The 18,673-nt window shown below is 69.4% G+C and carries 17 protein-coding genes; 5 read left to right on the top strand and 12 right to left on the bottom strand.

All coding sequences use genetic code 11. From position 1 onward, the window contains the following. Positions 1-10: 10 nt before the first annotated feature. Genes glmM through HMF7854_RS07915 form a run of 5 tightly spaced genes read right to left on the bottom strand, consistent with a single transcriptional unit; the run spans position 11 to position 6,593 of the window. Positions 11-1,345: a phosphoglucosamine mutase gene (gene glmM, locus HMF7854_RS07935; RefSeq protein ID WP_126718607.1), complete on the bottom strand. Its 1,335-nt coding sequence runs from the start codon at positions 1,343-1,345 to the stop codon at positions 11-13. A 17-nt stretch (positions 1,346-1,362) separates the two neighbouring features. Beyond that, positions 1,363-2,019, bottom strand: a complete 657-nt coding sequence (locus HMF7854_RS07930; RefSeq protein ID WP_126718606.1) for an NnrU family protein — start codon at positions 2,017-2,019, stop codon at positions 1,363-1,365. Next, positions 2,016-3,395, bottom strand: coding sequence for an amidohydrolase family protein (locus HMF7854_RS07925; protein ID WP_126718605.1), 1,380 nt, complete (start codon positions 3,393-3,395; stop codon positions 2,016-2,018). Before HMF7854_RS07925 ends, HMF7854_RS07930 begins: the two co-directional genes overlap by 4 nt. Further along, positions 3,392-4,795 carry an amidohydrolase gene (locus HMF7854_RS07920; RefSeq protein ID WP_126718604.1) on the bottom strand — a complete coding sequence of 468 codons (1,404 nt, stop codon included), beginning with the start codon at positions 4,793-4,795 and terminating at the stop codon, positions 3,392-3,394. Before HMF7854_RS07920 ends, HMF7854_RS07925 begins: the two co-directional genes overlap by 4 nt. After that, a complete protein-coding gene (locus HMF7854_RS07915; protein ID WP_126718603.1) occupies positions 4,782-6,593 on the bottom strand; it encodes a peptide MFS transporter in 1,812 nt (603 codons plus the stop codon). Before HMF7854_RS07915 ends, HMF7854_RS07920 begins: the two co-directional genes overlap by 14 nt. Positions 6,594-6,710: 117 nt before the next feature. Here HMF7854_RS07915 and HMF7854_RS07910 point away from each other — a divergent pair, with 117 nt between their 5' ends. Together HMF7854_RS07910 and HMF7854_RS07905 are read left to right on the top strand one after the other, a co-directional pair. Then, complete coding sequence (locus HMF7854_RS07910; RefSeq protein WP_126718602.1) at positions 6,711-7,298, top strand: nitroreductase family protein; 588 nt, start codon at positions 6,711-6,713, stop codon at positions 7,296-7,298. 31 nt (positions 7,299-7,329) lie between these two features. Further along, on the top strand, positions 7,330-7,728 hold the full coding sequence (locus HMF7854_RS07905; protein ID WP_126718601.1) for a GntR family transcriptional regulator: 399 nt from the start codon (positions 7,330-7,332) through the stop codon (positions 7,726-7,728). Here the strand turns inward: HMF7854_RS07905 and HMF7854_RS07900 are convergent. Beyond that, positions 7,693-9,354 (bottom strand): acyl-CoA dehydrogenase family protein, encoded by a 1,662-nt coding sequence (locus HMF7854_RS07900; RefSeq protein WP_126718600.1) that lies wholly within the window; start codon positions 9,352-9,354, stop codon positions 7,693-7,695. The genes HMF7854_RS07905 and HMF7854_RS07900 overlap by 36 nt on opposite strands. A gap of 48 nt (positions 9,355-9,402) precedes the next feature. Here HMF7854_RS07900 and HMF7854_RS07895 point away from each other — a divergent pair, with 48 nt between their 5' ends. Together HMF7854_RS07895 and HMF7854_RS07890 are read left to right on the top strand one after the other, a co-directional pair. After that, positions 9,403-10,326 (top strand): L-threonylcarbamoyladenylate synthase, encoded by a 924-nt coding sequence (locus tag HMF7854_RS07895; protein ID WP_126718599.1) that lies wholly within the window; start codon positions 9,403-9,405, stop codon positions 10,324-10,326. Positions 10,327-10,402: 76 nt separating this feature from the next. Further along, positions 10,403-11,170, top strand: a complete 768-nt coding sequence (locus HMF7854_RS07890; protein WP_239016891.1) for a ZIP family metal transporter — start codon at positions 10,403-10,405, stop codon at positions 11,168-11,170. A gap of 4 nt (positions 11,171-11,174) precedes the next feature. Here the strand turns inward: HMF7854_RS07890 and msrA are convergent, their stop codons facing one another. The 5 genes from msrA to HMF7854_RS07865 form a co-directional block, all read right to left on the bottom strand. Further along, positions 11,175-11,723, bottom strand: coding sequence for a peptide-methionine (S)-S-oxide reductase MsrA (gene msrA / locus HMF7854_RS07885; RefSeq protein WP_126718598.1), 549 nt, complete (start codon positions 11,721-11,723; stop codon positions 11,175-11,177). Between the two features lie 85 nt (positions 11,724-11,808). Then, the gene (locus HMF7854_RS07880) at positions 11,809-12,252 is read right to left on the bottom strand and encodes a GFA family protein (RefSeq protein WP_126718597.1); all 444 of its coding nucleotides are present in this window, start codon (positions 12,250-12,252) and stop codon (positions 11,809-11,811) included. Continuing rightward, positions 12,249-12,554: a DUF1244 domain-containing protein gene (locus HMF7854_RS07875; protein WP_126718596.1), complete on the bottom strand. Its 306-nt coding sequence runs from the start codon at positions 12,552-12,554 to the stop codon at positions 12,249-12,251. The genes HMF7854_RS07880 and HMF7854_RS07875 overlap by 4 nt, the downstream gene beginning before the upstream one ends. After that, entirely contained in the window at positions 12,551-13,012 is a 462-nt protein-coding gene (locus tag HMF7854_RS07870) for a nuclear transport factor 2 family protein (protein WP_221766421.1), read from the bottom strand. Before HMF7854_RS07870 ends, HMF7854_RS07875 begins: the two co-directional genes overlap by 4 nt. Before the next feature lie 87 nt (positions 13,013-13,099). Next, positions 13,100-14,128, bottom strand: a complete 1,029-nt coding sequence (locus HMF7854_RS07865; RefSeq protein ID WP_126718594.1) for an aspartate-semialdehyde dehydrogenase — start codon at positions 14,126-14,128, stop codon at positions 13,100-13,102. A 101-nt stretch (positions 14,129-14,229) separates the two neighbouring features. On the opposite strand from HMF7854_RS07865, the gene HMF7854_RS07860 reads away from it, so the two are divergent. Beyond that, on the top strand, positions 14,230-16,443 hold the full coding sequence (locus HMF7854_RS07860) for a M20/M25/M40 family metallo-hydrolase (protein ID WP_185829204.1): 2,214 nt from the start codon (positions 14,230-14,232) through the stop codon (positions 16,441-16,443). On the opposite strand, the gene HMF7854_RS07855 is transcribed toward HMF7854_RS07860, so the two are convergent. Continuing rightward, positions 16,440-18,671, bottom strand: coding sequence for a S9 family peptidase (locus HMF7854_RS07855; RefSeq protein ID WP_126718592.1), 2,232 nt, complete (start codon positions 18,669-18,671; stop codon positions 16,440-16,442). The genes HMF7854_RS07860 and HMF7854_RS07855 overlap by 4 nt on opposite strands. Between the last annotated feature and the right edge of the window lie 2 nt (positions 18,672-18,673).

Raw genomic sequence — 18,673 nt, 5'->3', positions numbered from 1 at the left:
GCGCGAAAGTCTAAACAGAAGCCACCGCGTCGCAGATGCGGGCGACCACCGCCTCGACCTGCGCCGCATCGTCGCTCTCAGCCATGACCCGGATCAGCGGTTCGGTCCCACTCTTGCGGATGACCAGCCGCCCATTGCCGTCCAGGTCGCGCTCGGCCTCGGCGATGACCTGCTTCACTCTGTCCGTCTCGAGCGGCGCTCCACCCTTGAAGCGGACGTTCCGGAGCAGCTGCGGGACCGGCTCGAACTGCCGCAGCAGCTCGCTCGCGGGCTTGCCGGCCTCGACCAGCGCGGCAAGCACCTGCAGTCCAGCCACGAGCCCGTCGCCGGTCGTCGCATGGTCGGCGAGGATGATGTGGCCGCTCTGCTCGCCGCCGACATTACACCCCTTCTCGCGCATGCCTTCCAGCACGTAGCGGTCGCCGACGGTGGTGCGGTGGAGCTCGAGGCCCTCCGCCGCGAGCTTTCGCTCCAGCCCGAGATTGGACATGACGGTCGCCACCAGCCCGCCGCCGCGCAGCGTACCGCGGCGCTTCTGGTCGAGCGCGATCAGCGCCATCAGCTGGTCGCCGTCGATCGTCGTGCCGGTCTCGTCGACGACGATCAGCCGGTCGGCGTCGCCGTCGAGCGCCAGCCCGATGTGCGCCCCGCTGCCGACCACCGTCTCCTGCATCACCTGCGGGTAGGTCGAGCCGACCTTGTCGTTGATGTTGGTACCGTTCGGCTTGACGCCGAGCGGGATCACCTCCGCGCCCAGCTCCCACAGCGCCTCGGGGGCGACGTGGTAGGCGGCGCCGTTGGCGCAGTCGACGACTACCTTCAGCCCATCGAGGCGGAGCTGCTCGGGGAAGGTCGCCTTGGCGAAATGGATGTAGCGGCCGCGCGCGTCGTCGATCCGCTTGGCACGACCGATCAGCTCGGGGCGGGCGAGCTCGGGCTCCTGCTCGAGCCGCGCCTCGATCGCAAGCTCGTCCTCGTCGCTGAGCTTGTAGCCGTCGGGGCCGAACAGCTTGATCCCGTTGTCGGCGAAGGGATTGTGGCTGGCCGAGATCATCACGCCCAGGTCGGCGCGCATCGAGCGGGTCAGCATGGCGACCGCCGGCGTCGGCATCGGCCCCAGCAGCACCACGTCCATGCCCACCGAGGTGAAGCCGGCGACCATCGCCGACTCCATCATGTAGCCGGACAGGCGGGTGTCCTTGCCGATCACCACGCGGTGACGATGGTCGCCGCGGAGGAAGTGGGCGCCCGCTGCCTGTCCGACCTTGAGCGCGGTCTCCGCCGTCATCGGAGCGCTGTTGGTGAGGCCGCGGATGCCGTCGGTGCCGAAGAATTTACGCGTCATGAGCGGGCCTTAGCGGCTCAGCCGAACCAGCGCCACAGCCCCGCCGGCACCGGATGCGCCCATGTCGCGACGAGCAGCAGCAACGTTCCACCGACCAGCGCGAACCAGCCCGGGAAGGCGAGGCCGCGGCCGAACGGAAGGAAGCTCGTCTGCGCCTCCCACGATCGCCACCGCTCGCCGGACAGCCGCTCCTTCTTGGCGTCCTGCCCCGCCGCGCCGCCCAGCGCGAGGATGAGGATGGTGGCGTCGAGGACGAAGGCCTTGGGTGTGGCGATCAGCGCCGAATGGACGAACGCCCACAGCGCGAAGCTCCACATCATCGGGTGGCGGGTGATCGCGAGCACCCCTGCCGGCCGGCCCTTCGCCGACGGGGCCCCCGCAAGCGCCGGATTGCCGCGAAAGCTGCCGACGAACAGGATGGAGGCCGCCCACATCACCAGCGTCGCGGCTGCCCAGAGCCCGTCCCCGGCACCCCACAGCGGCGTCTCCCGCCCGATCCCGCGGTAGATCCACAGTAGGGCTCCGAAGGTCAGCAGGGCGACAAGCGAGTAGAGGCCGCGGAACGGCCCCTCGCCCATGCGCCGCACCAGCGGCTCGCGCCAGGGATGCGAGAGGAGGAAGTGCGTGCCAAGGAACAGCGCGGCGGCCCCGACGAGGAGGCCATGCGTGCTCACCGGCGGTACGCCTCGGGCAGCTCGCGCCGGCTGAGATCGATGTAGCGGTCGCGCAGCTTGTCCTGGCGGGTCACCAGCGGTTGCTGCACCCCGTCGATATAGACCTGCTCGGCCCGGCTGGTCGTCTCGAGCGGGTCGCCCGACCAGATCACGAGGTCGCCGCGTCGCCCCGGTGCGAGGCTGCCGAAGTCCCGGCCCATCCCGATCGCCTCGGCCGGGGCGGAAGTGATCAGCCGCAGCGCCTCGCCCCAGCTCAGCCCCGACGCACCCGGCACCTTGGCGAGCGCGACGAGGTTGCCGGCATATTGCCGCTCGTCGAACAGGTACCGGGTGTCGTTGTCGTCGATCATCCCGACCGAGACGTTGACGCCGGCGGACCGCATCCGGCCGATGTTCGACTGGGTCGCGGCCAGCTGTTCGAAGCTCGCCGGCAGGTCGTTTACCGCCGAGGCGATGACCGGCACGCCCGCCGCGGCGATCTTGTCGGCGACCGTCCACCCCTCGCTGGCGCCGACCAGCACCAGCTTCAAGGCCGGGAACTCGCGCCGCAGCCCCAGCACCTGCAGGATGTCGCTGGCCCGCTCGGCATGGACGAGGAGATACTGCCGCCCCTGCAGCACCGGGACGAGCGCCGCGGCATCGAACCGGGTCAGCAGGACGTCCTGGCTCCGCTGCGCATCGTAGAGCCGCGACTCGTTGGGATCGCGTACCTCCGGCTGGTCGGTCGGCAGGGTTCCCGCGCTCCGGGTCGAGGCGACGGTCGGCAAGCGCCGCCCGAGCTCGCGCGCCTCGCGCAGCGCGTTGCGGAACAGGAGATGCGCGCTCGGCCGCGAACCGCCCGCCTTCTGCGCACCGGTTTCGCCCAGCTCGACGAACTGGAAGCGCCGCGCCGCCGTGATCGGCTGGTCGTCGGCCCCGAGGTCGATCACCGCCCCCTGGCCCGCAAAGATCGAGCGGGCCGTCTCCGGCGCGACGATGGCGCGGGTCACCCCGTCGGCGCGGTTCACCGCGACCGGGGTCGAGCGCGGGTTGATCCCGGGCGCGACGTCGATCGCCGCGCTGAACGGGCCATTGTTCGCACTCGTGTCGGCAATCCCGCCCGACAGGTCGACCTCGTTGAGCCCGAGCCGGGAGAAACCCGCCACGATTCCCGGGGTCACCCACTTGCCGGTGGCGTCGATCACCTGCGCGCCCGCCGGCACCCGGACGGAGGCGCCCGCCGCGACCACCCGGCCATTGCGGATCACCACCGTTCCGCCGGGGATCGGCGCCGAACCGTCGCCGAGCGCGACCGTGCCGTTGGTCACCGCGATCGTCTGCGCGCCCGCTGGCTCGACGGCCAGCAGCGCGGCGGCGGCGAGCAGCAGCCGCTTCACTTCACGTCTCCCTCGCCGGGCTGGCCCAGCTCGAAGTCGCTGACCGGACGCCGCTTCGGATCGTTCGAGTCGTACATCTCGGCGCCGTCGATCCAGACCCGCTCGGGCCGCGTGTAGTTGCTGAACGGGTTGCCGTTCCACAGCACCACGTCGGCCATCTTTCCGGGCTTGAGGCTGCCCGTCCGGTCGGCGATGCCGAGTGCCTTGGCCGGGTTGTAGCTCAACCACTGCCAGGCCTGCGCCTCGGTGAAGTTCAGCCCCGCGCGCCGTCCGTCGGCGAGCGCCTTGGCGGCTTCCTGGTACAGCCGCTGGATGCCGTTCGGGTCGTCGGAGTGGACGATGGCGCAGGCGCCCGCGTGAGCGACCATCGGGATGTTCTCCTTCACCGCGTCATAGGCTTCCATCTTGAAGCCGTACCAGTCGGCCCACATCGCGGCGCATATGCCGTTCTGGCGAAGGAGGTCGGCGACCTTGTAGGCCTCCACCGCGTGGTGGAACGCCGCGATATGATAGCCGAACTCCTTCGACATATCGATCATGATCGCCATCTCGTCGGCGCGGTAGCAGTGATTGTGGATCAGGATCTTGCCGTCGAGCACGCCCTTCAGCGTGTCGAGCTGCAGGTCCCGTTCCGGCATGTCGCCGCCATTCTTGTAGTAGCGGTCCCACTTGCGCTTGTAGGCCTGCGCGCGGATCCAGGCGGCGCGGTCGACCGCAATATTGCCCATCCGCGTCTGCGGCATGACGCCCTTGCTGCCGTAGACCCGCTTGGGGTTCTCGCCGCACGCCATCTTCAGCCCATAGGGCGCGCCCGGGAACTTCATCCCCTGCACCGTCCGCGCCGGCACATTCTTCAGCACCACCGAGCGGCCGCCGAAAAGGTTGGCGGAGCCGGGCAGGATCTGCAGCGTGGTAACGCCGCCATTGGCAAGCGCCCGGCTGAAGCCCGGATCCTGCGGCCAGACGCTGTGCTCGGCCCAAACCTCGGCCCGGTTAGGGCCGGTCGCCTCGTTCCCGTCCGACAGCGATTCCACGCCCGGCGAGGGATAGTCGCCGAGATGGCTGTGGACGTCGATCACGCCCGGCGTCACCCACTTGCCGCGCGCATCGATCGTCCGCGCGCCGGCGGGGCTGGCGAGCTCGGGCCCGCCGACCGCCTGCACCTTGCCGTCGGCGATGATCAGCGTGGCGTCCTGCACCTGCCCGCCTTCGCCGTCGAACAGCGTCGCGCCGCGGATCACGGTCGGGACGCCCGGGTAGGGCCGGTAGGTCGACGGATAAGGATCCTCGTTGATCCTGATCGCCGGGGTATTCTTCTTCGGCGGCGGATTCTCCGCGCAGCCGGTCAGTACGCAGGCAGCAGCGATGACCGCCGCGAACAGGCCCTTATTGAACACCATGCATCCACTTCTTGAGCGGCCAGGACAGGAGGAACAGCAGCACGCCGGCGCCGATCGCGATCCAGGCGATCGTCGTGAAGGTCGCGGTATAGGTGTCGAGGCTGACCTTGAGGTTGGTCACCTGGCCGCCCACCGTCTCGACGCTGGCGAACTGGGCAACCACGCCCGCGACATATTGCGCGACCGAGATCGACAGGAACCACACGCCCATCATCAGCCCGACGATCCGGGCGATCGACAGTTTGGTGATCATCGAGAGTCCCACCGGCGAGATGCACAGCTCGGCCAGCGAGTGGAGCAGGTAAAGACCGGCGAGCCACCACAGCCCGACCTTGAAGTCGGGTCCGACGAACTGCGACCCGAACACTAGGAACAGGAAGCCCGCGCCGACCCCGACCAGCGCGATAGCGAATTTCACCGGGATCGATGGCTCAAGGTTGCGCTTGGCGAGGAAGGTCCACAGCGCGCTCATGATCGGCGCGAAGATGACGATCGAGAGCGGATTGAAGTTCTGCGTCTGCGGAGCCGAGAGTTCAAACAGCCCGAACACGCTGCGGTCGGTGTTGCGGTCGGCGAACAGGGTCAGCGACGAACCAGCCTGTTCGAACAGCGTCCAGAAGAAGACGTTGAAGACGATCAGGATCATCGCCGCGGTCATCATCTGGCCTTCCTGCCGGCTGCCCTTGGCATAGGACCAGATGAGGATGCCGGGGACGCTGACGAGGAAGGTGCCGAACAGCAGCTTGCCCATCAGCGACAGGCCCGCAAGATAGCCGAGGAAGCCGCTCCCCGGGGTCGGCTCGGGCGTGTTCATCAGGTTGACGAACAGCAGGTAGAGCACCGGCACCGCGAGCAAGGCGCAGATATAGATGATGATCGAGCGGTCGGCCTTGCCTTCCGGCGCATCGCCGTACCCGGTCAGTCGCCCGCCGTCGAACTGCATCAGCAAGAACGACACGATCATGCCCAGCCCGGCGAGCCCGAAGCCCGCCCACCAGCCGAGCCAGTCGGCGAGGATCGGGCAGAAGAACTGGCCACCGATCGAGCCGAGATTGATGCCCATGTAGAAGATGGTGAAGCCGCTGTCCCGGCGCCGGTCGCCCTGCGCGTAGAGCGTGCCGACGATGGTCGAGATGTTGGGCTTGAAGAAGCCGTTGCCGACGCTGATCAGCGACAGGGCGACCAGCAGGATCGCGACCATCAGCGGGTTCTTGTCGCTGCCGTCGACCAGCCCGCCCTTGGGGATGGTTCGCGCGACCTCGTTGTTCGGCCCAAGCAGCGCGACGCTGCCGTCGTCGTTGCCCTTGACCTGGAACCGCTGGTGGGTCGCGGGATCGACCACGAAGCGGGTCTCGTTGGCGGCGCTGGTCGGCCGGTCACGGAAATTGTCGACCTGCACTTCCCAGCGCTGGCCGTCGATGGTGGCGAACGGCCGCGACGGCTCGCCGCCCACCGCCAGCGTCAGATAGCCGATCGCCATCATGATCGCGCCGAACTTCACCGAGCGCTTGGAGCCGAGATACTGGTCGGCGAGGAAGCCGCCGATCAGCGGGGTCAAGTAGACCAGCGCGGTGTAGCCGCCATAGAGGCCGGTCGAGGCGCGGTCGCCGAGGACGAAGTGCTTGGTCAGGTAAAGCGTCAGCAGCGCCCGCATGCCGTAATAGCCGAACCGCTCCCACATCTCGGTGGTGAACAGGCGGGCAAGCTGGCGCGGGTGGCCGAACCAGCTGTCGTGGTCGCTTCGGCTGACGTCCGGATCTTCCGGTGCCGTGGTGGTTTCCGGACCGACGTTGACCATTCATGACTCCCTGCGGCGGGCGCTCTGTCGGCACCCTGACGGGCGCGCACCGTAGCGGGTGAAATTTTGTTGGGAAGTCGATTGTTGGCCTCCGCCCCCGCTGGTAGGCGCGCGGCGATGTTCAACGACCTCTCGAGCCCGCTCGACCTGCTCCGGACCCGGCGCTCGGGCAAGCCGCGCGAGTTTGTCGGCCCCGGCCCGAACGAGGCCGAGCTCGGCGAGATGCTCCGCCTCGCCTCGCGCGTGCCGGACCATGGCAAGCTGTCGCCGTGGCGCCTCGTCACCGTCGGCGCCGATCAGCGCGACGCGCTCGGCATCCTGTTCCGCAAGGCGCTCGCCGCCAGCGATCCCTGCGCCTCGCCCGCCCACCACCAGGCTGCGGACGACTTCGCCCATTTCGCCGGAGCGCTCGTCGTTCTGGTCTCCGCGCCAGTGCCCAACCACAAGATCCCGGTCTGGGAGCAGGAACTCTCGTGCGGCGCGGTCGCGATGAACCTGCTGCTCGCGGCCACCGCGATGGGCTTCGTGCCCGGTTGGCTGACCGGCTGGTACAGCTTCGACGAGACGGTTCGCCGCGCCTTCTGCGGCGAAGGGGAGCGGATCGCCGGCTTCATCTTCATCGGCCATCCCGGTCGGCCGCTCGAGGAGCGTCCCCGGCCGCAACATGACCAGATTGTCAGCCGCTGGAACGCTCCGGCGGATTGATCCGAGCTGCGCGATGCTGTATTAGGACAGCATGCCACTCCGTTCCGCCGGATCCGACAAGCCCGTCTACGTCCGCCTCCGCGAGACCATCGCGGACTCGATCCTCTCCGGCCGCTACAAGGACGGCGATCCGCTCCCGTCCGTCCGCGCCTTCGCATCAGAACAGGGCGCCAACCCGCTCACCGTCGCAAAGGCCTATCAGGGCTTCCAGGACGAGGGGCTGATCACCGTTCGCCGCGGGATCGGCATGTTCGTTGCCGACGGCGCCCGCGACCGCCTGTCGAGCGCCGAGCGGACCGCCTTTATCGAGCGCGAATGGCCGGCCATTCGCACCCGCATGCGCCGCTTGGGCATCGATCCCGCCGAACTGCTCCGCCGCGAGGACGCCTACGGCTCAGGCCAGCGCCCCGGCCTCGACCGAGTAGAGTAGGTCTGCCGCCAGTCCGGCGCCCCCTGCCAGCCCAATTGCCTCGGGCACGACCGCCGCATTGAAGTAGGCCGACGCCGCCCGTTTCGTGGCGAGGAATGCACCCTCCCCGACCACGCGCGCCTGCCGCTCGAGCAGCCAGCCCCCGACCAGCACCGCGCACATCGTCAGGAACGCATAGCTGCCCGCCTGCCGCTCGTCCGCCTCTGCCGCCCGAAGCGAGGCGGCGGCGACCTCGACCGCGTCGGCCAGCGCCACCAGCGGCTTGGCCAAGATCTCCTCGCGCAGGTCGGCGACCAGTCCGTCGAACGCCAGTCCGCCGTCGAGCCCGAGCTTGCGCCCGACAAGGTCCGCCGCCTGGATCCCGTTCGTCCCCTCGTAGATCGGTGCGATCCGGGCGTCGCGCAGGTGGCGGGCCGCGCCGGTCTCCTCGACATAGCCCATCCCGCCGTGGACCTGAACTCCGAGGCTCGCGACCTCGCAGCCGATGTCGGTGCACCAGGCCTTGACCAGCGGGGTCAGCACGTCCGCCCGCGCCGCCGCCGCCCGGTCCCCGGCCCGTCCCCGGTCGACCTGCCCGAAGGCATAATAGGCGAGCGAACGCGCCGCGGTGGTCAGCGCGCGCATCCGCAGCAGCATCCGGCGCACGTCGGCATGGTCGGCGATCGCCGCCGCCTGCCCGGCGCGCGCGCCCTGCCGCCGCTCGAGCGCATAGCCCACCGCGTGCTGGGTCGCGGCCTCGGCGATCCCGACGCCCTGCAGCCCGACGTTCAGCCGCGCATTGTTCATCATGGTGAACATGGCGCGCATGCCGCCCATCTCGGGCCCGACCAGCCAGCCGGTCGCACCGTCCTCGTCGCCATAGCTCATCACACAGGTCGGCGAGGCATGGATCCCCAGCTTGTGCTCGATCGACACGCAGCGAAGGTCGTTGCGCGAGCCGTCGGGCAGGATCTTGGGCACCAGGAACAGCGAGATCCCCTTCGTTCCCGCCGGCGCGTCCGGCGTTCGGGCGAGGACGAGATGGATGATGTTCTCGGCAAGGTCGTGCTCGCCATAGGTGATGAAGATCTTGGTCCCGCGGATCCGCCAGCTGCCGTCGCCATTCGGCTCGGCGCGGGTCTTGAGCGCGCCGACGTCGCTCCCCGCCTGCGGCTCGGTGAGGTTCATCGTCGCCGGCCACTCGCCCGACACGATCCGCGGCAGATAATCGCGCTTCTGCTCCTCCGTCCCATAGACCTCGAGCGCCTCGATCGCCCCCATGCTGAGCATCGGGCAGAGCGCAAAGGCGACGTTGGCGGCGTTCAGGTCGTCCATCACCGCGGCGCCGAGCACCGTCGGGAGACCCTGTCCGCCCGCATCCTCGGGCGCGGCGATCGTTCCCCATCCCCCTTCGACGAAGGCGCGGTAGGCCTCGCGGAAGCCTTCGGGCATGGTCACGGCGCCATCGCTCCACCGCGCGCCGACCGCGTCGCCGACCTTGGCGAGGGGCGCATATTCGCCCTCCGCGAACGCCGCCGCCCCTTCCAGCACCGCGTCGACCAGATCGCCGTCGTTGGTGAGCTCGCCGATACGGACGACATGGTCGAGGATGAAGCGCTGGTCTTCGACGGGGCAGCGGAATGGCATGGGCGCGCTCTTGGATTAGGGTTGCCGCCAAGCCATAGCGTCAGGCCCATGAGCACGCCAACAGTCCGCCTGCCCGCCGATGACGGCGCGATCGAGGAGGCCGCCCGCGCCATCCTCGCCGGGCGGCCGGTCGCCGTTCCGACCGAGACGGTCTACGGCCTCGCCGCCGACGCGACGAACGGCGAAGCGGTCGCGCGCATCTATCAGGCCAAGGGAAGACCCAGCTTCAACCCCCTGATCACGCACGTGCCCGACCTTGCCACCGCCGAACGCTACGGCCTGTTCGACCCGGCCACGCTGGCGCTCGCCGAAACGCACTGGCCGGGCCCACTCACCCTGGTGGTGCCGCTCCGCCCCGGCGGGAGCATCGCCTCGATCGTCACCGCCGGCCTGCCCAGCATTGGTCTCCGCGTGCCCGCCCACCCGGTCATGCAGGCCCTGCTGCGTGCCAGCGGCCGTCCGCTCGCCGCCCCCAGCGCGAACGCCAGCGGCCGGATCAGCCCGACTCGCGCCGAGCATGTGCTGGCCAGCCTAGACGGCCGCATCCCGCTGCTGCTCGACGCTGGCCCGACCGAACGGGGCATCGAATCGACCATCATCGCCGCGACCGGCGGCCCGTTGCGCCTGCTGCGACCCGGACCGGTCGAGGTTCCCGAGGCGCAGCGCGCCGGCAGCGGGCAGATCGAGGCGCCGGGCATGATGAGCAGCCACTACGCCCCGATCAAGCCGCTCCGGCTCGACGCCACTCAGGCGCAACCGGGCGAATGGCTGATCGGCTTCGGTCCCGTCCCCGGCCGCTCGACCCTCAGCGCCGGCAGCGACCTGGTCGAGGCCGCCGCCAATCTGTTCAGCGCCTTGCACGAAGCGGACGAGAGCCCATGCGAAGCCATCGCGGTGGCACCGGTTCCTGCGGACGGTCTCGGCGCGGCGATCAACGACCGGCTGCGGAGGGCGGCCGCCGATCGCGGCTGAGCCCCGGAACGCCGCGGTTCACCCGCCGTTGGCGGAGCATGCACCATCCTGTCCCGCCGCCGCCCGGCCGCTCTGCGTGACCATTCCCCTGGCGCTCCAGGCCGGGCTGTGGGGCCTGCTCAGCGGCTCGGCCCTCCTCCTCGGCGCCGCCGTCGGCTGGTTCGTCCCGCTGTCCCGCCGGGTCATCGCCGCGATCATGGCGTTCGGCGCCGGCGTGCTCATCTCCGCCCTCTCGTTCGAGCTGATGGACGAGGCGTGGAAGCGTGGGGGCTTCGGACCGGTCGCCGGCGGGTTCCTCGGCGGCGCCGGCATCTACACCGGGCTCAACCTCCTCCTCGCCTACCGCGGCGCGCGCCACCGCAAGCGCTCGACCCCGGACGTGCGGGAAAAGCAGCAGGACAAGCATCCGGCGAACGGCATGGCGCTCGCGCTCGGGGCTCTGCTCGACGGCATCCCCGAATCGATCGTCATTGGCGTCAGCATGATCGAGGGCGGCGCTGTCGGGCTGGTCGCCGTCGCCGCCATCTTCCTCTCCAACATTCCCGAGGGCCTCTCGAGTTCGGCCGGGCTCAAGGCGGAGGGCAAGACGCTTGCCTATACTTTCGCGCTATGGGCCGGAGTCGCGCTGGTCTCCGGCCTGGCCAGCTTCATCGGCTATGTCGCCTTTGCCGGCGTCGACCCCGGGATCACGGCCTTCGTCCAGGCGCTCGCCGCCGGCGCAATCCTGGCGATGATCGTCGACACGATGGTGCCCGAAGCGTTCGAGGGCACCCACGACTATGCCGGGATCATCGCCGTCTCGGGCTTCCTCGTCGCCTTCGCGCTGTCGAAGCTCGGCGGCTAGGCCCTCAGGCCGTCGCCGCCGCGCTCTTGGTCCGCGCCTGAAAGCTCTTGCGCAGCTTCTGCAGCTTGGGCGGGATCACCGCCATGCAGTAGGGGTTCCGCTGGCCCTCGCTCGCCCAGTAATCCTGGTGATAGTCCTCGGCCGGGTACCAGTCGGCCTTGGGCTCGATCGTGGTCACGATCCGGCCGTTGTGATCGGCGTTGGCGCGCTCGATCGCGGCGCGGGCCTCCTGCTCCTGCTCCTCGTTCTCGGGGAAGATCGCCGAGCGATACTGCGTCCCAATGTCGTTGCCCTGCCGGTTGAGCTGGGTCGGATCGTGGGTCGCGAAGAAGATTTCGAGCAGCTCGCCGTAGCTGATCGCCTCGGGGTCGAACCGGATCTTGATCGCCTCGGCATGGCCGGTGTTGCCGCCGCAAACCTGCTTGTAGGTCGGGTTCACCGTCTGGCCGCCCGTGTAGCCGCTCTCCACGCCGTTCACCCCGACCACGTCGAGGAACACCGCCTCGGTGCACCAGAAACACCCGCCCGCGAATACCGCCGTCTGCTCAGCCATCGCCTGATCTCCTTTTCGAACGGGCATTTGGGGTCGCGGGAGCGTCGCCACAAGCCGGCGCGCGGCAAAGCCTCGAACAGCTCGGCTATGCCGGCGGTCGCGCCCCCGCCCTTGTCCAGCGTTCCTGCAGCGGCTGATATTCTTCGCTGCGGGTTTGCGGCAGTTCGCGGGTGTCGAGCCAGGCCTCGTGCATGCTCTCCGCGCCGAAATGATGGGTGGGCTTGAAATAGTCCGCATCGTCGAACGCGGCGACGGTCAGGTCCATGTGCGCGCTGCCCTCGCGGAACTGGAACCCGAGCGAGGTGCCGCAGGAGCTGCAGAAAGGCCGTCGCGCGATCGGGCTGCTGTCGTACCAGTCCGGCGCCTGCTTCCATTCGACCTTGGCCTGTTCGATCCCGAGCAGGGCGAGGCTGACGTTCCCACTCGAGCGCTGGCACATGCGGCAATGGCAAAGATAAGCGTCGGGGCTTGCAACCTCGGCGCTGAAGCGGACCTTGCCGCAGGCGCATCCCCCCTCCATCCGGCTCATCGGCGGACCTCCTCGTTCCTCCTGAGGCTCTCCTCCATCCGCGCCAGCTGCTCCGGCGTGGCCTTCGGCTGGCCTTTCTTCCACTCGTCGTACGGCATTCCGTAGACCGCCGCTCGCGCTTGCGCCCGGTCGATCGGCTGCCCCTGCGCTGCGCTCTCCTCCTCGACCCATTCGCTGAGGCAGTTGCGGCAGAAGCCGGCGAGCCCCATCAGGTCGATGTTCTGCGCGTCGTCGCGCTGGCGGAGGTGCGTCACCAGACGGCGGAAGGCCGCCGCCGCGACGCTGTCCGGGATCTCGCTCACGGCTGGCCAGCCGGCGTCGGCATCATCGACACATGCTCGTGGACGATCTTCCACTGGCCGTCGCCCTGCCGCTGGTAGACGTCGGTGAAGCGCGAGCTGACCTTGGGCCGGGCGGCGCCCGCCTGCACGGTGAAGCTCTCGACTCCCGAGCTGACGAAGGCATCCGGGCCGACCAGCTGGATGTGGCGGTCGGTCACCGCATAGTCGGCCGGCCGCATGCTGGTGAAGGTCTTGGCCCAGCCGGTCTGCGCCGAGCGGTCGTCGGTCGGAGTCGGGTTGGACGCATCGATCATCACGGCCTTGCTGCCGTAATTGGCCATGATCCGGTTGGCGTCGCCCGACGAGAAGCTCGCTTCTGCGCCCTGCGCGATGCGGGTCGCCTCCGCCTCGGTGACGGGCGCCTGCCCGGTCTGCCCGCTTTTCGCACAGGCGGCGAGCGCCAGGACGGCGACCATCATCATCGTTCGCATCTTACCCTCCGTCACCCCCGCGAGCGCGGGGTCCAGCTTTCTCGGGCCGAACGGATGGGAGAACAAGCGTATCCGTCAGGCCGCCTTCTGCAGGTGCCGCCGGCCAAGCAGCTCGGCGATCTGGACCGCGTTCAGCGCCGCGCCCTTACGGAGATTGTCGGACACGCACCACAGCGACAGGCCGTTCTCAACCGTCGGGTCCTCGCGCACGCGGCTGACAAAGGTCGCATATTCGCCGACCGCCTCGACCGGGGTGACGTATCCCCCGTTCTCGCGCTTGTCGACGAGCATCACGCCGGGGCTCTCGCGCAGGATCTCCTGCGCCTGTTCGGCCGATATCTCCTCCTCGAACTCGATGTTGATGGCTTCCGAATGGCCGACGAACACCGGCACCCGGACGCAGGTCGCGCTGACCTTGATCGAGGGATCGAGGATCTTCTTGGTCTCGACCACCATCTTCCATTCCTCCTTGGTCGACCCATCGTCGAGGAAGACGTCAATGTGGGGAATGACGTTGAAGGCGATCTGCTTGGTAAATTTCTTGGGCTCCGACGGGTCTCCGACGAAGATGTTGCGGCTCTGCTCGAACAGTTCGTCCATGCCCGCCTTCCCGGCGCCCGAGACCGACTGGTAGGTCGCGACGACCACGCGCCTGATCCGCGCCGCGTCGTGCAGCGGCTTCAGCGCGACCACCATCTGCGCGGTCGAGCAGTTGGGGTTGGCGATGATGTTCCTGGCGCGATACCCGTCGATCGCCTCCGGGTTCACCTCGGGCACGACCAGCGGCACGTCGGGGTCCATCCGGTACAGCGAGCTGTTGTCAATCACCGTGCAGCCCGCCGCTGCCGCGCGCGGGGCGTGGACCTTCGACACGTCCGAGCCGGCGGCGAAGATCGCCATGTCCCAGCCCTCGAAGTCGAAATGCTCGAGGTTCTTGACCTTGAGCTCCTGCCCGGAGTCCCCGAAGTCGATGATGTCGCCGGTCGAGCGCGGGCTGGCGACCGCGGCCACCTCGTCCAGCGGAAACTGGCGCTCGGCGAGGATGTTCAGCACCTCGCGTCCGACATTGCCCGTCGCACCGACGACGGCGACCCGGTAACCCATTCCTTGTCTCCAATTGAGCGCCGTGATTGTATCCCGCCCGGGGCGCCGGGGCGATATGCACCATATGCGCTTCGAAACAAGGGCGCGGGGGTAGCGTGCGGGTGAAAAACTGGACTTTGCTCGGCCTGCTGGTGGCGGCGCTGCTGCTTGCACTCGCCGGCAAGTCGTGGCTCGCCGAGCCGCCCGCGCTTCGTGCCGACAACGCGCCGGGCCAGTTCGATGCGCTCGCCGCCAAGGCCCGGCTGGCGCGCATTCTCGACGACCAAAGGCCGCACCCGGTGGACACGCCGGCCAATGACGCGGTGCGCACCCGGCTATTGGACGAGGTTCATGCGCTCGGGCTGGCCGCGATCGTCCGCGACCAGCAGGCATGCGGCGATTTGTCCAAGAGCAAGGGGCTGGTCTGCGCGCGCGTGCGCAACGTCATCGTCCCGCTCGGCCCTGCCGGCGGTAGGGCGATCCTGCTCAACGCCCATTACGACAGCGTGCCCGTTGGGCCCGGTGCCGGCGACGACGGGATCGGAGTCGCGACCCTGCTCGAGGTGGCCGCGAAGCTTCGGAACGAGCGGCTGCGGCGCCCCGTGCTGCTGCTCTTCAACGAAGGCGAGGAAGCCGGGCTGCTCGGCGCAAAGGCCTTCCTCGCGGACCCGCTCAGCCGCCAGGTCGACAGCCTCGTCAACCTAGAGGCGCGCGGGGTTCGCGGGCCGGTGCAGATGTTCGAGACCGACGTGCCCAACGGCCGCGCCATCGACCTGCTCCGGCGCGCCGTCGCCCGGCCGTCCGCCGGCAGCCTGTCGACCGATCTCTACCGCCAGATCCCCAACTCGACCGACGTCACCAGCTTCGCGCCGCGGCAGTGGCTGACCCTCAACTTGGCGCCGACTTGGAACGAGACCCGCTATCACAGCGCAGGCGACGATCTCGCGGCGCTCAGCCCGCGCACGCTCCAGCACATGGGCGACCAGACGCTGGCGCTTGCTCGGGCGCTCGCCGCCGGCCCGGCTCCGCAGGCAGGCGGCAACCGCATCTTCACCGACCTGCCCGGCCTCGGCCTCGTCACGCTCGATCTCTCGCAGGGCGAGCTGCTGCTCGGCCTGCTGGTCCTGCTGTTCGCGATCGCGGCCGTCCGCCGGCGGGCGCTCGGGCGCGCGCTGCTCGCGGTGCTGGTGCCCCTGCCCGGCGGGTTGCTCCTCGGCTGGCTCGGCCTAGCCCTGCTCGGCGTGCTGCGCGAAGGTCAGTTCTGGCGCGCTTACCCGGCCCTCACGATGACGGCGGTCTACGCCGGTTCGATCGCCGTCTCGGTCCCGGCCCTCGCGACCATCGCCCGCAAGACGCCGATCACCGCGCTTCGAGTCGCATACTGGCTGCTCTTGCTCCTGCTCGGCGCGCTGCTCCTGCTGATCGCCCCGGGCGGGATCGTCTATTTCCTCCTGCCCCCGCTGCTCGCCGCCCTTGGGCTGTTGCTCGGCCGCTGGTCCGCCGGAGCGGAGCGCACCGCCATGATCGCCGCCGCGCTGCTGCAGGCGGTGACCCTCGGCTCGATGCTGGCGCAGCTGGAGGAACTGCTGAACGGCGGTCCCCTGTGGATTTTCGCGCCGCTCGGCGCGCTGCTCGTCCTCCCCTGGCTGATCGAGGCCAAGGTCGGGATCGCCCGCCTTCCTGCCCGACCGCTCGCCGCCGCGGCTGCCGGCCTTGCCGTGCTGGCCTGGCTCCCGCCCGCGCTTGCCCCCGCCTACTCGACCGACCGGCAGCAGCAGTTCAGCATCGAACATGCATCGGGCGATGCGCTGCAGCCGCCACGCTGGGCGATCGTCAACGATCGCGCGTCGCTGCCGCCCGCCATCCGCGCGATGGGCCGCTGGACCTTCGCCGAACTCCCCTATTCGAAGCGCAAGCGCTGGGTGCTTCAGGCTCCGGCGCTGCCGGGCGTGGTCAGGCCGGCGCTGGTCAGGCTAGGCGAGAGCAGCGGCCCCGGTGGGCGCCGCCTCCGCCTGCGCCTCGTCGCCCCGGGCGCGGACGCCATCATGCTGCGCCTGCCCCCCGGCGCCGCGCTGACTGCCGCCGGACTGGCGAGCCCGCAACGGTTGATCGCCGCGGATCGCGACGGCTACATGATCCGCTGCGTCGGCCGGAGCTGCGACGGTTCCGTGCTGGACCTCGTCTTCCGGAACAGCCGGCCCGTCACGGCGGACCTTACCGCCGTCCGCTATGCGCTCCCGCCCGCCGCGGCGCCGCTGCTCCGGGCGCGTCCGCCGGTCGCCCGCCCCCAATATGTCCCGGACGAGACGCTCACGCTAGCCCGAACCCGCCTCTAGCCGCGGCCAGGCACGAGCTTGACCCCGTGCAGCGAGAGGAAGCGCAGCATGCGCTGCCACAGGTCGACCTGGATGTTCGGGCCGCCGAAGCTGTGCGTCTTGCCGGGGTAGACCGCCATCTCGAACGGCGTCCGGCTCTCCTGCATCCGCGCCATGAATTCGGTCGAGTTCTGGAACAGGACATTATCGTCGCTGAGACCGTGCACCAGCAGCAGCGGGTCGGCGATCTTCGCCGCGTCGTGGAGCGCGTCGGACCTGTCATAGTCGACCCGGCCGGTGCGCGGGTCGCCCATGTAATGTTCGCTGTAATGCGTGTCGTAGAGGTCCCAGCGGGTGACCGGCGCTCCGGCGATCCCCGCCGCAAAGGCGTGCGGCGCGGCCTCGAGCAGCTTGAGCGTCATGTAGCCACCGTAGGACCAGCCGTGCACCACGACCTTGCTCGGATCGACCCCCGGCTGCCGCTTGAGCCAAGCCAGTCCGGCAAGCTGGTCGGCGACCTCGACGCTGCCCAGCGCATGATAGGCCGGCTTCTGGAACGCCGTTCCGCGTCCCTCCTGCCCCCGGTTGCCGACCGCGAAGACGATGAAGCCCTGCCGCACCAGGTACTGGTCGAGCGGCGAGACGAACCCCTGCTGGACGTCCTGCGCCTGCGGGCCGCCATAGACCCGGAAGAAGACCGGGGCCTTGCGTCCGCGCGCGAGCTTCGGGCGGATGATCCGGTAGTCGAGCATGGTGCGTCCGTCGGCGGCGGGCAGCCGGCCGAACTCCGGCCGTGCATCGCCGGCGAGATACGGCGCGTAGGGGTGGTCCCCGGCAACCCGGTTCTCCTCAACCCAGGCGAGCCGCTTGCCGCTACCGTCCGCGAGCCACACCTGCGGCGGCTGGCCGGGTCCGCTGCTGGTGACCAGCGCCAGCCGCCCGGTCTTGTCCATCTTGACCGCGTTGTTGGTCCCGGTCCGGGTCAGCTGCACCGGCTGAGCGCCGGGTGTCAGATAGTCGAGCGCGAACAGCTGCTTCTCGTAGCTGCGCCCGCGGTTGGCGGTGAAGTAGAGGCGGTGCCCGGCCTCATCGATCGCGGCAACGCTGTCGACCACCCACTCGCCGCTTGTCAGCACTTGAGTCTGTCCGTTCTGCCACCGGTAGAGATGGCGGAAGCCGGAGCGTTCCGAGCTGAAGACCAGCGAGCCGTCCTTGAGCGGCTTGAGGTCGTCCGACAGGTTGATCCACGTGTCCGACGTGTCGCTGAACAACAGGGTCGAGCGGCCCGTCGCCGCGTCCACCCGCAGATAGTCCAGCCGCTTCTGGTCGCGGCTCTCGCGCTGGACGATGAGCGCGCTCGAATCGGGTAGCCAGTCTACGCGGGCGACATAGATGTCCTTGTTCGGCCCGAGATCGGCCTGCACCCGCCCGCTCCCGTCGGGGTTCATCAGGTAGAGGTCGACGATCGCGTTGGCCGTCCCGGCACGCGGGTAGCGCTGCTGGACGGTGGTCGTCTTGTCGGCGCCGATCGCGGTGCGGGTGGTGAGCTCGACCGGGCTCTCGTCGACCCGCGCCACGGCGATCCGGCGGTCGTCCGGCGCCCACCAGTGACCGCGGAAGCGCTGCATCTCCTCCTGCGCGATGAACTCGGCGAGGCCCCAGCTCAGCGTGTCCGACCCGTCCGGGCTGACCTGCTTCTCCTGGCCGGTGGACAGGTCGAGGACATGCAGCGCCTGGTCGCGGACGAAACTGACGTAGCGTCCCCTCTCGCTGACCGTCGCGTCGAGTTCGGGCGCCTTAGTGCTGGTCAGCCGCCGCACCGACCCATCGAGCGCGGCAAGATAGATGTCGCCGTCGAGCGGCACCACCAGGTGCTGCCCGTCGGGCGCCCAGTCGTAGGCGACGATGCCCTTCAGATTGCCGATGCGCGCCCGCTCGCGCTGCATCCGCTCCTCCTCGGTCAGCGCGGCGCCGGTGCCCAGCTTCTGGCTGTCGACCAGCATGCGCGCCTGCCCTGTCGCCGGGTCGATCGCCCACAGATCGTAGCGCTCGAGATCGTCGGGCCGGTTGCGCAGCACGGTGACAAGCCGGCCGTCGGGCGACAGCTTGGGCAGTCGCGGTACCTTGCCGGTCAGCGCGGGGCTGGCGAACACCCGTTCCAGCGTCAGCCGCGCCGGCGTGGCGGCGAGGGCGGGAATGGTGGCGGCGATGGCGAGAGCGGCGGCGAGGGCGAGACGGGAAACGGTCATTG

Origin of the sequence: Sphingomonas ginkgonis, assembly GCF_003970925.1 — a bacterium.
Taxonomy (GTDB): domain Bacteria; phylum Pseudomonadota; class Alphaproteobacteria; order Sphingomonadales; family Sphingomonadaceae; genus Sphingomicrobium; species Sphingomicrobium ginkgonis.
Note: the sequence above shows the minus strand (reverse complement) of the source record. Positions and strands in the feature narration are given on the sequence as shown.

What these genes read in the sequence shown, in the direction of transcription:
- glmM (WP_126718607.1), bottom strand. Translation starts at nt 1,345, where the DNA reads ATGACGCGTAAATTCTTCGGCACCGACGGCATCCGCGGCCTCACCAAC.
- HMF7854_RS07920 (WP_126718604.1), bottom strand. Translation starts at nt 4,795, where the DNA reads ATGGTGTTCAATAAGGGCCTGTTCGCGGCGGTCATCGCTGCTGCCTGC.
- HMF7854_RS07915 (WP_126718603.1), bottom strand. Translation starts at nt 6,593, where the DNA reads ATGGTCAACGTCGGTCCGGAAACCACCACGGCACCGGAAGATCCGGAC.
- HMF7854_RS07910 (WP_126718602.1), top strand. Translation starts at nt 6,711, where the DNA reads ATGTTCAACGACCTCTCGAGCCCGCTCGACCTGCTCCGGACCCGGCGC.
- HMF7854_RS07905 (WP_126718601.1), top strand. Translation starts at nt 7,330, where the DNA reads ATGCCACTCCGTTCCGCCGGATCCGACAAGCCCGTCTACGTCCGCCTC.
- HMF7854_RS07900 (WP_126718600.1), bottom strand. Translation starts at nt 9,354, where the DNA reads ATGCCATTCCGCTGCCCCGTCGAAGACCAGCGCTTCATCCTCGACCAT.
- HMF7854_RS07895 (WP_126718599.1), top strand. Translation starts at nt 9,403, where the DNA reads ATGAGCACGCCAACAGTCCGCCTGCCCGCCGATGACGGCGCGATCGAG.
- msrA (WP_126718598.1), bottom strand. Translation starts at nt 11,723, where the DNA reads ATGGCTGAGCAGACGGCGGTATTCGCGGGCGGGTGTTTCTGGTGCACC.
- HMF7854_RS07880 (WP_126718597.1), bottom strand. Translation starts at nt 12,252, where the DNA reads ATGAGCCGGATGGAGGGGGGATGCGCCTGCGGCAAGGTCCGCTTCAGC.
- HMF7854_RS07870 (WP_221766421.1), bottom strand. Translation starts at nt 13,012, where the DNA reads ATGATGGTCGCCGTCCTGGCGCTCGCCGCCTGTGCGAAAAGCGGGCAG.
- HMF7854_RS07865 (WP_126718594.1), bottom strand. Translation starts at nt 14,128, where the DNA reads ATGGGTTACCGGGTCGCCGTCGTCGGTGCGACGGGCAATGTCGGACGC.
- HMF7854_RS07855 (WP_126718592.1), bottom strand. Translation starts at nt 18,671, where the DNA reads ATGACCGTTTCCCGTCTCGCCCTCGCCGCCGCTCTCGCCATCGCCGCC.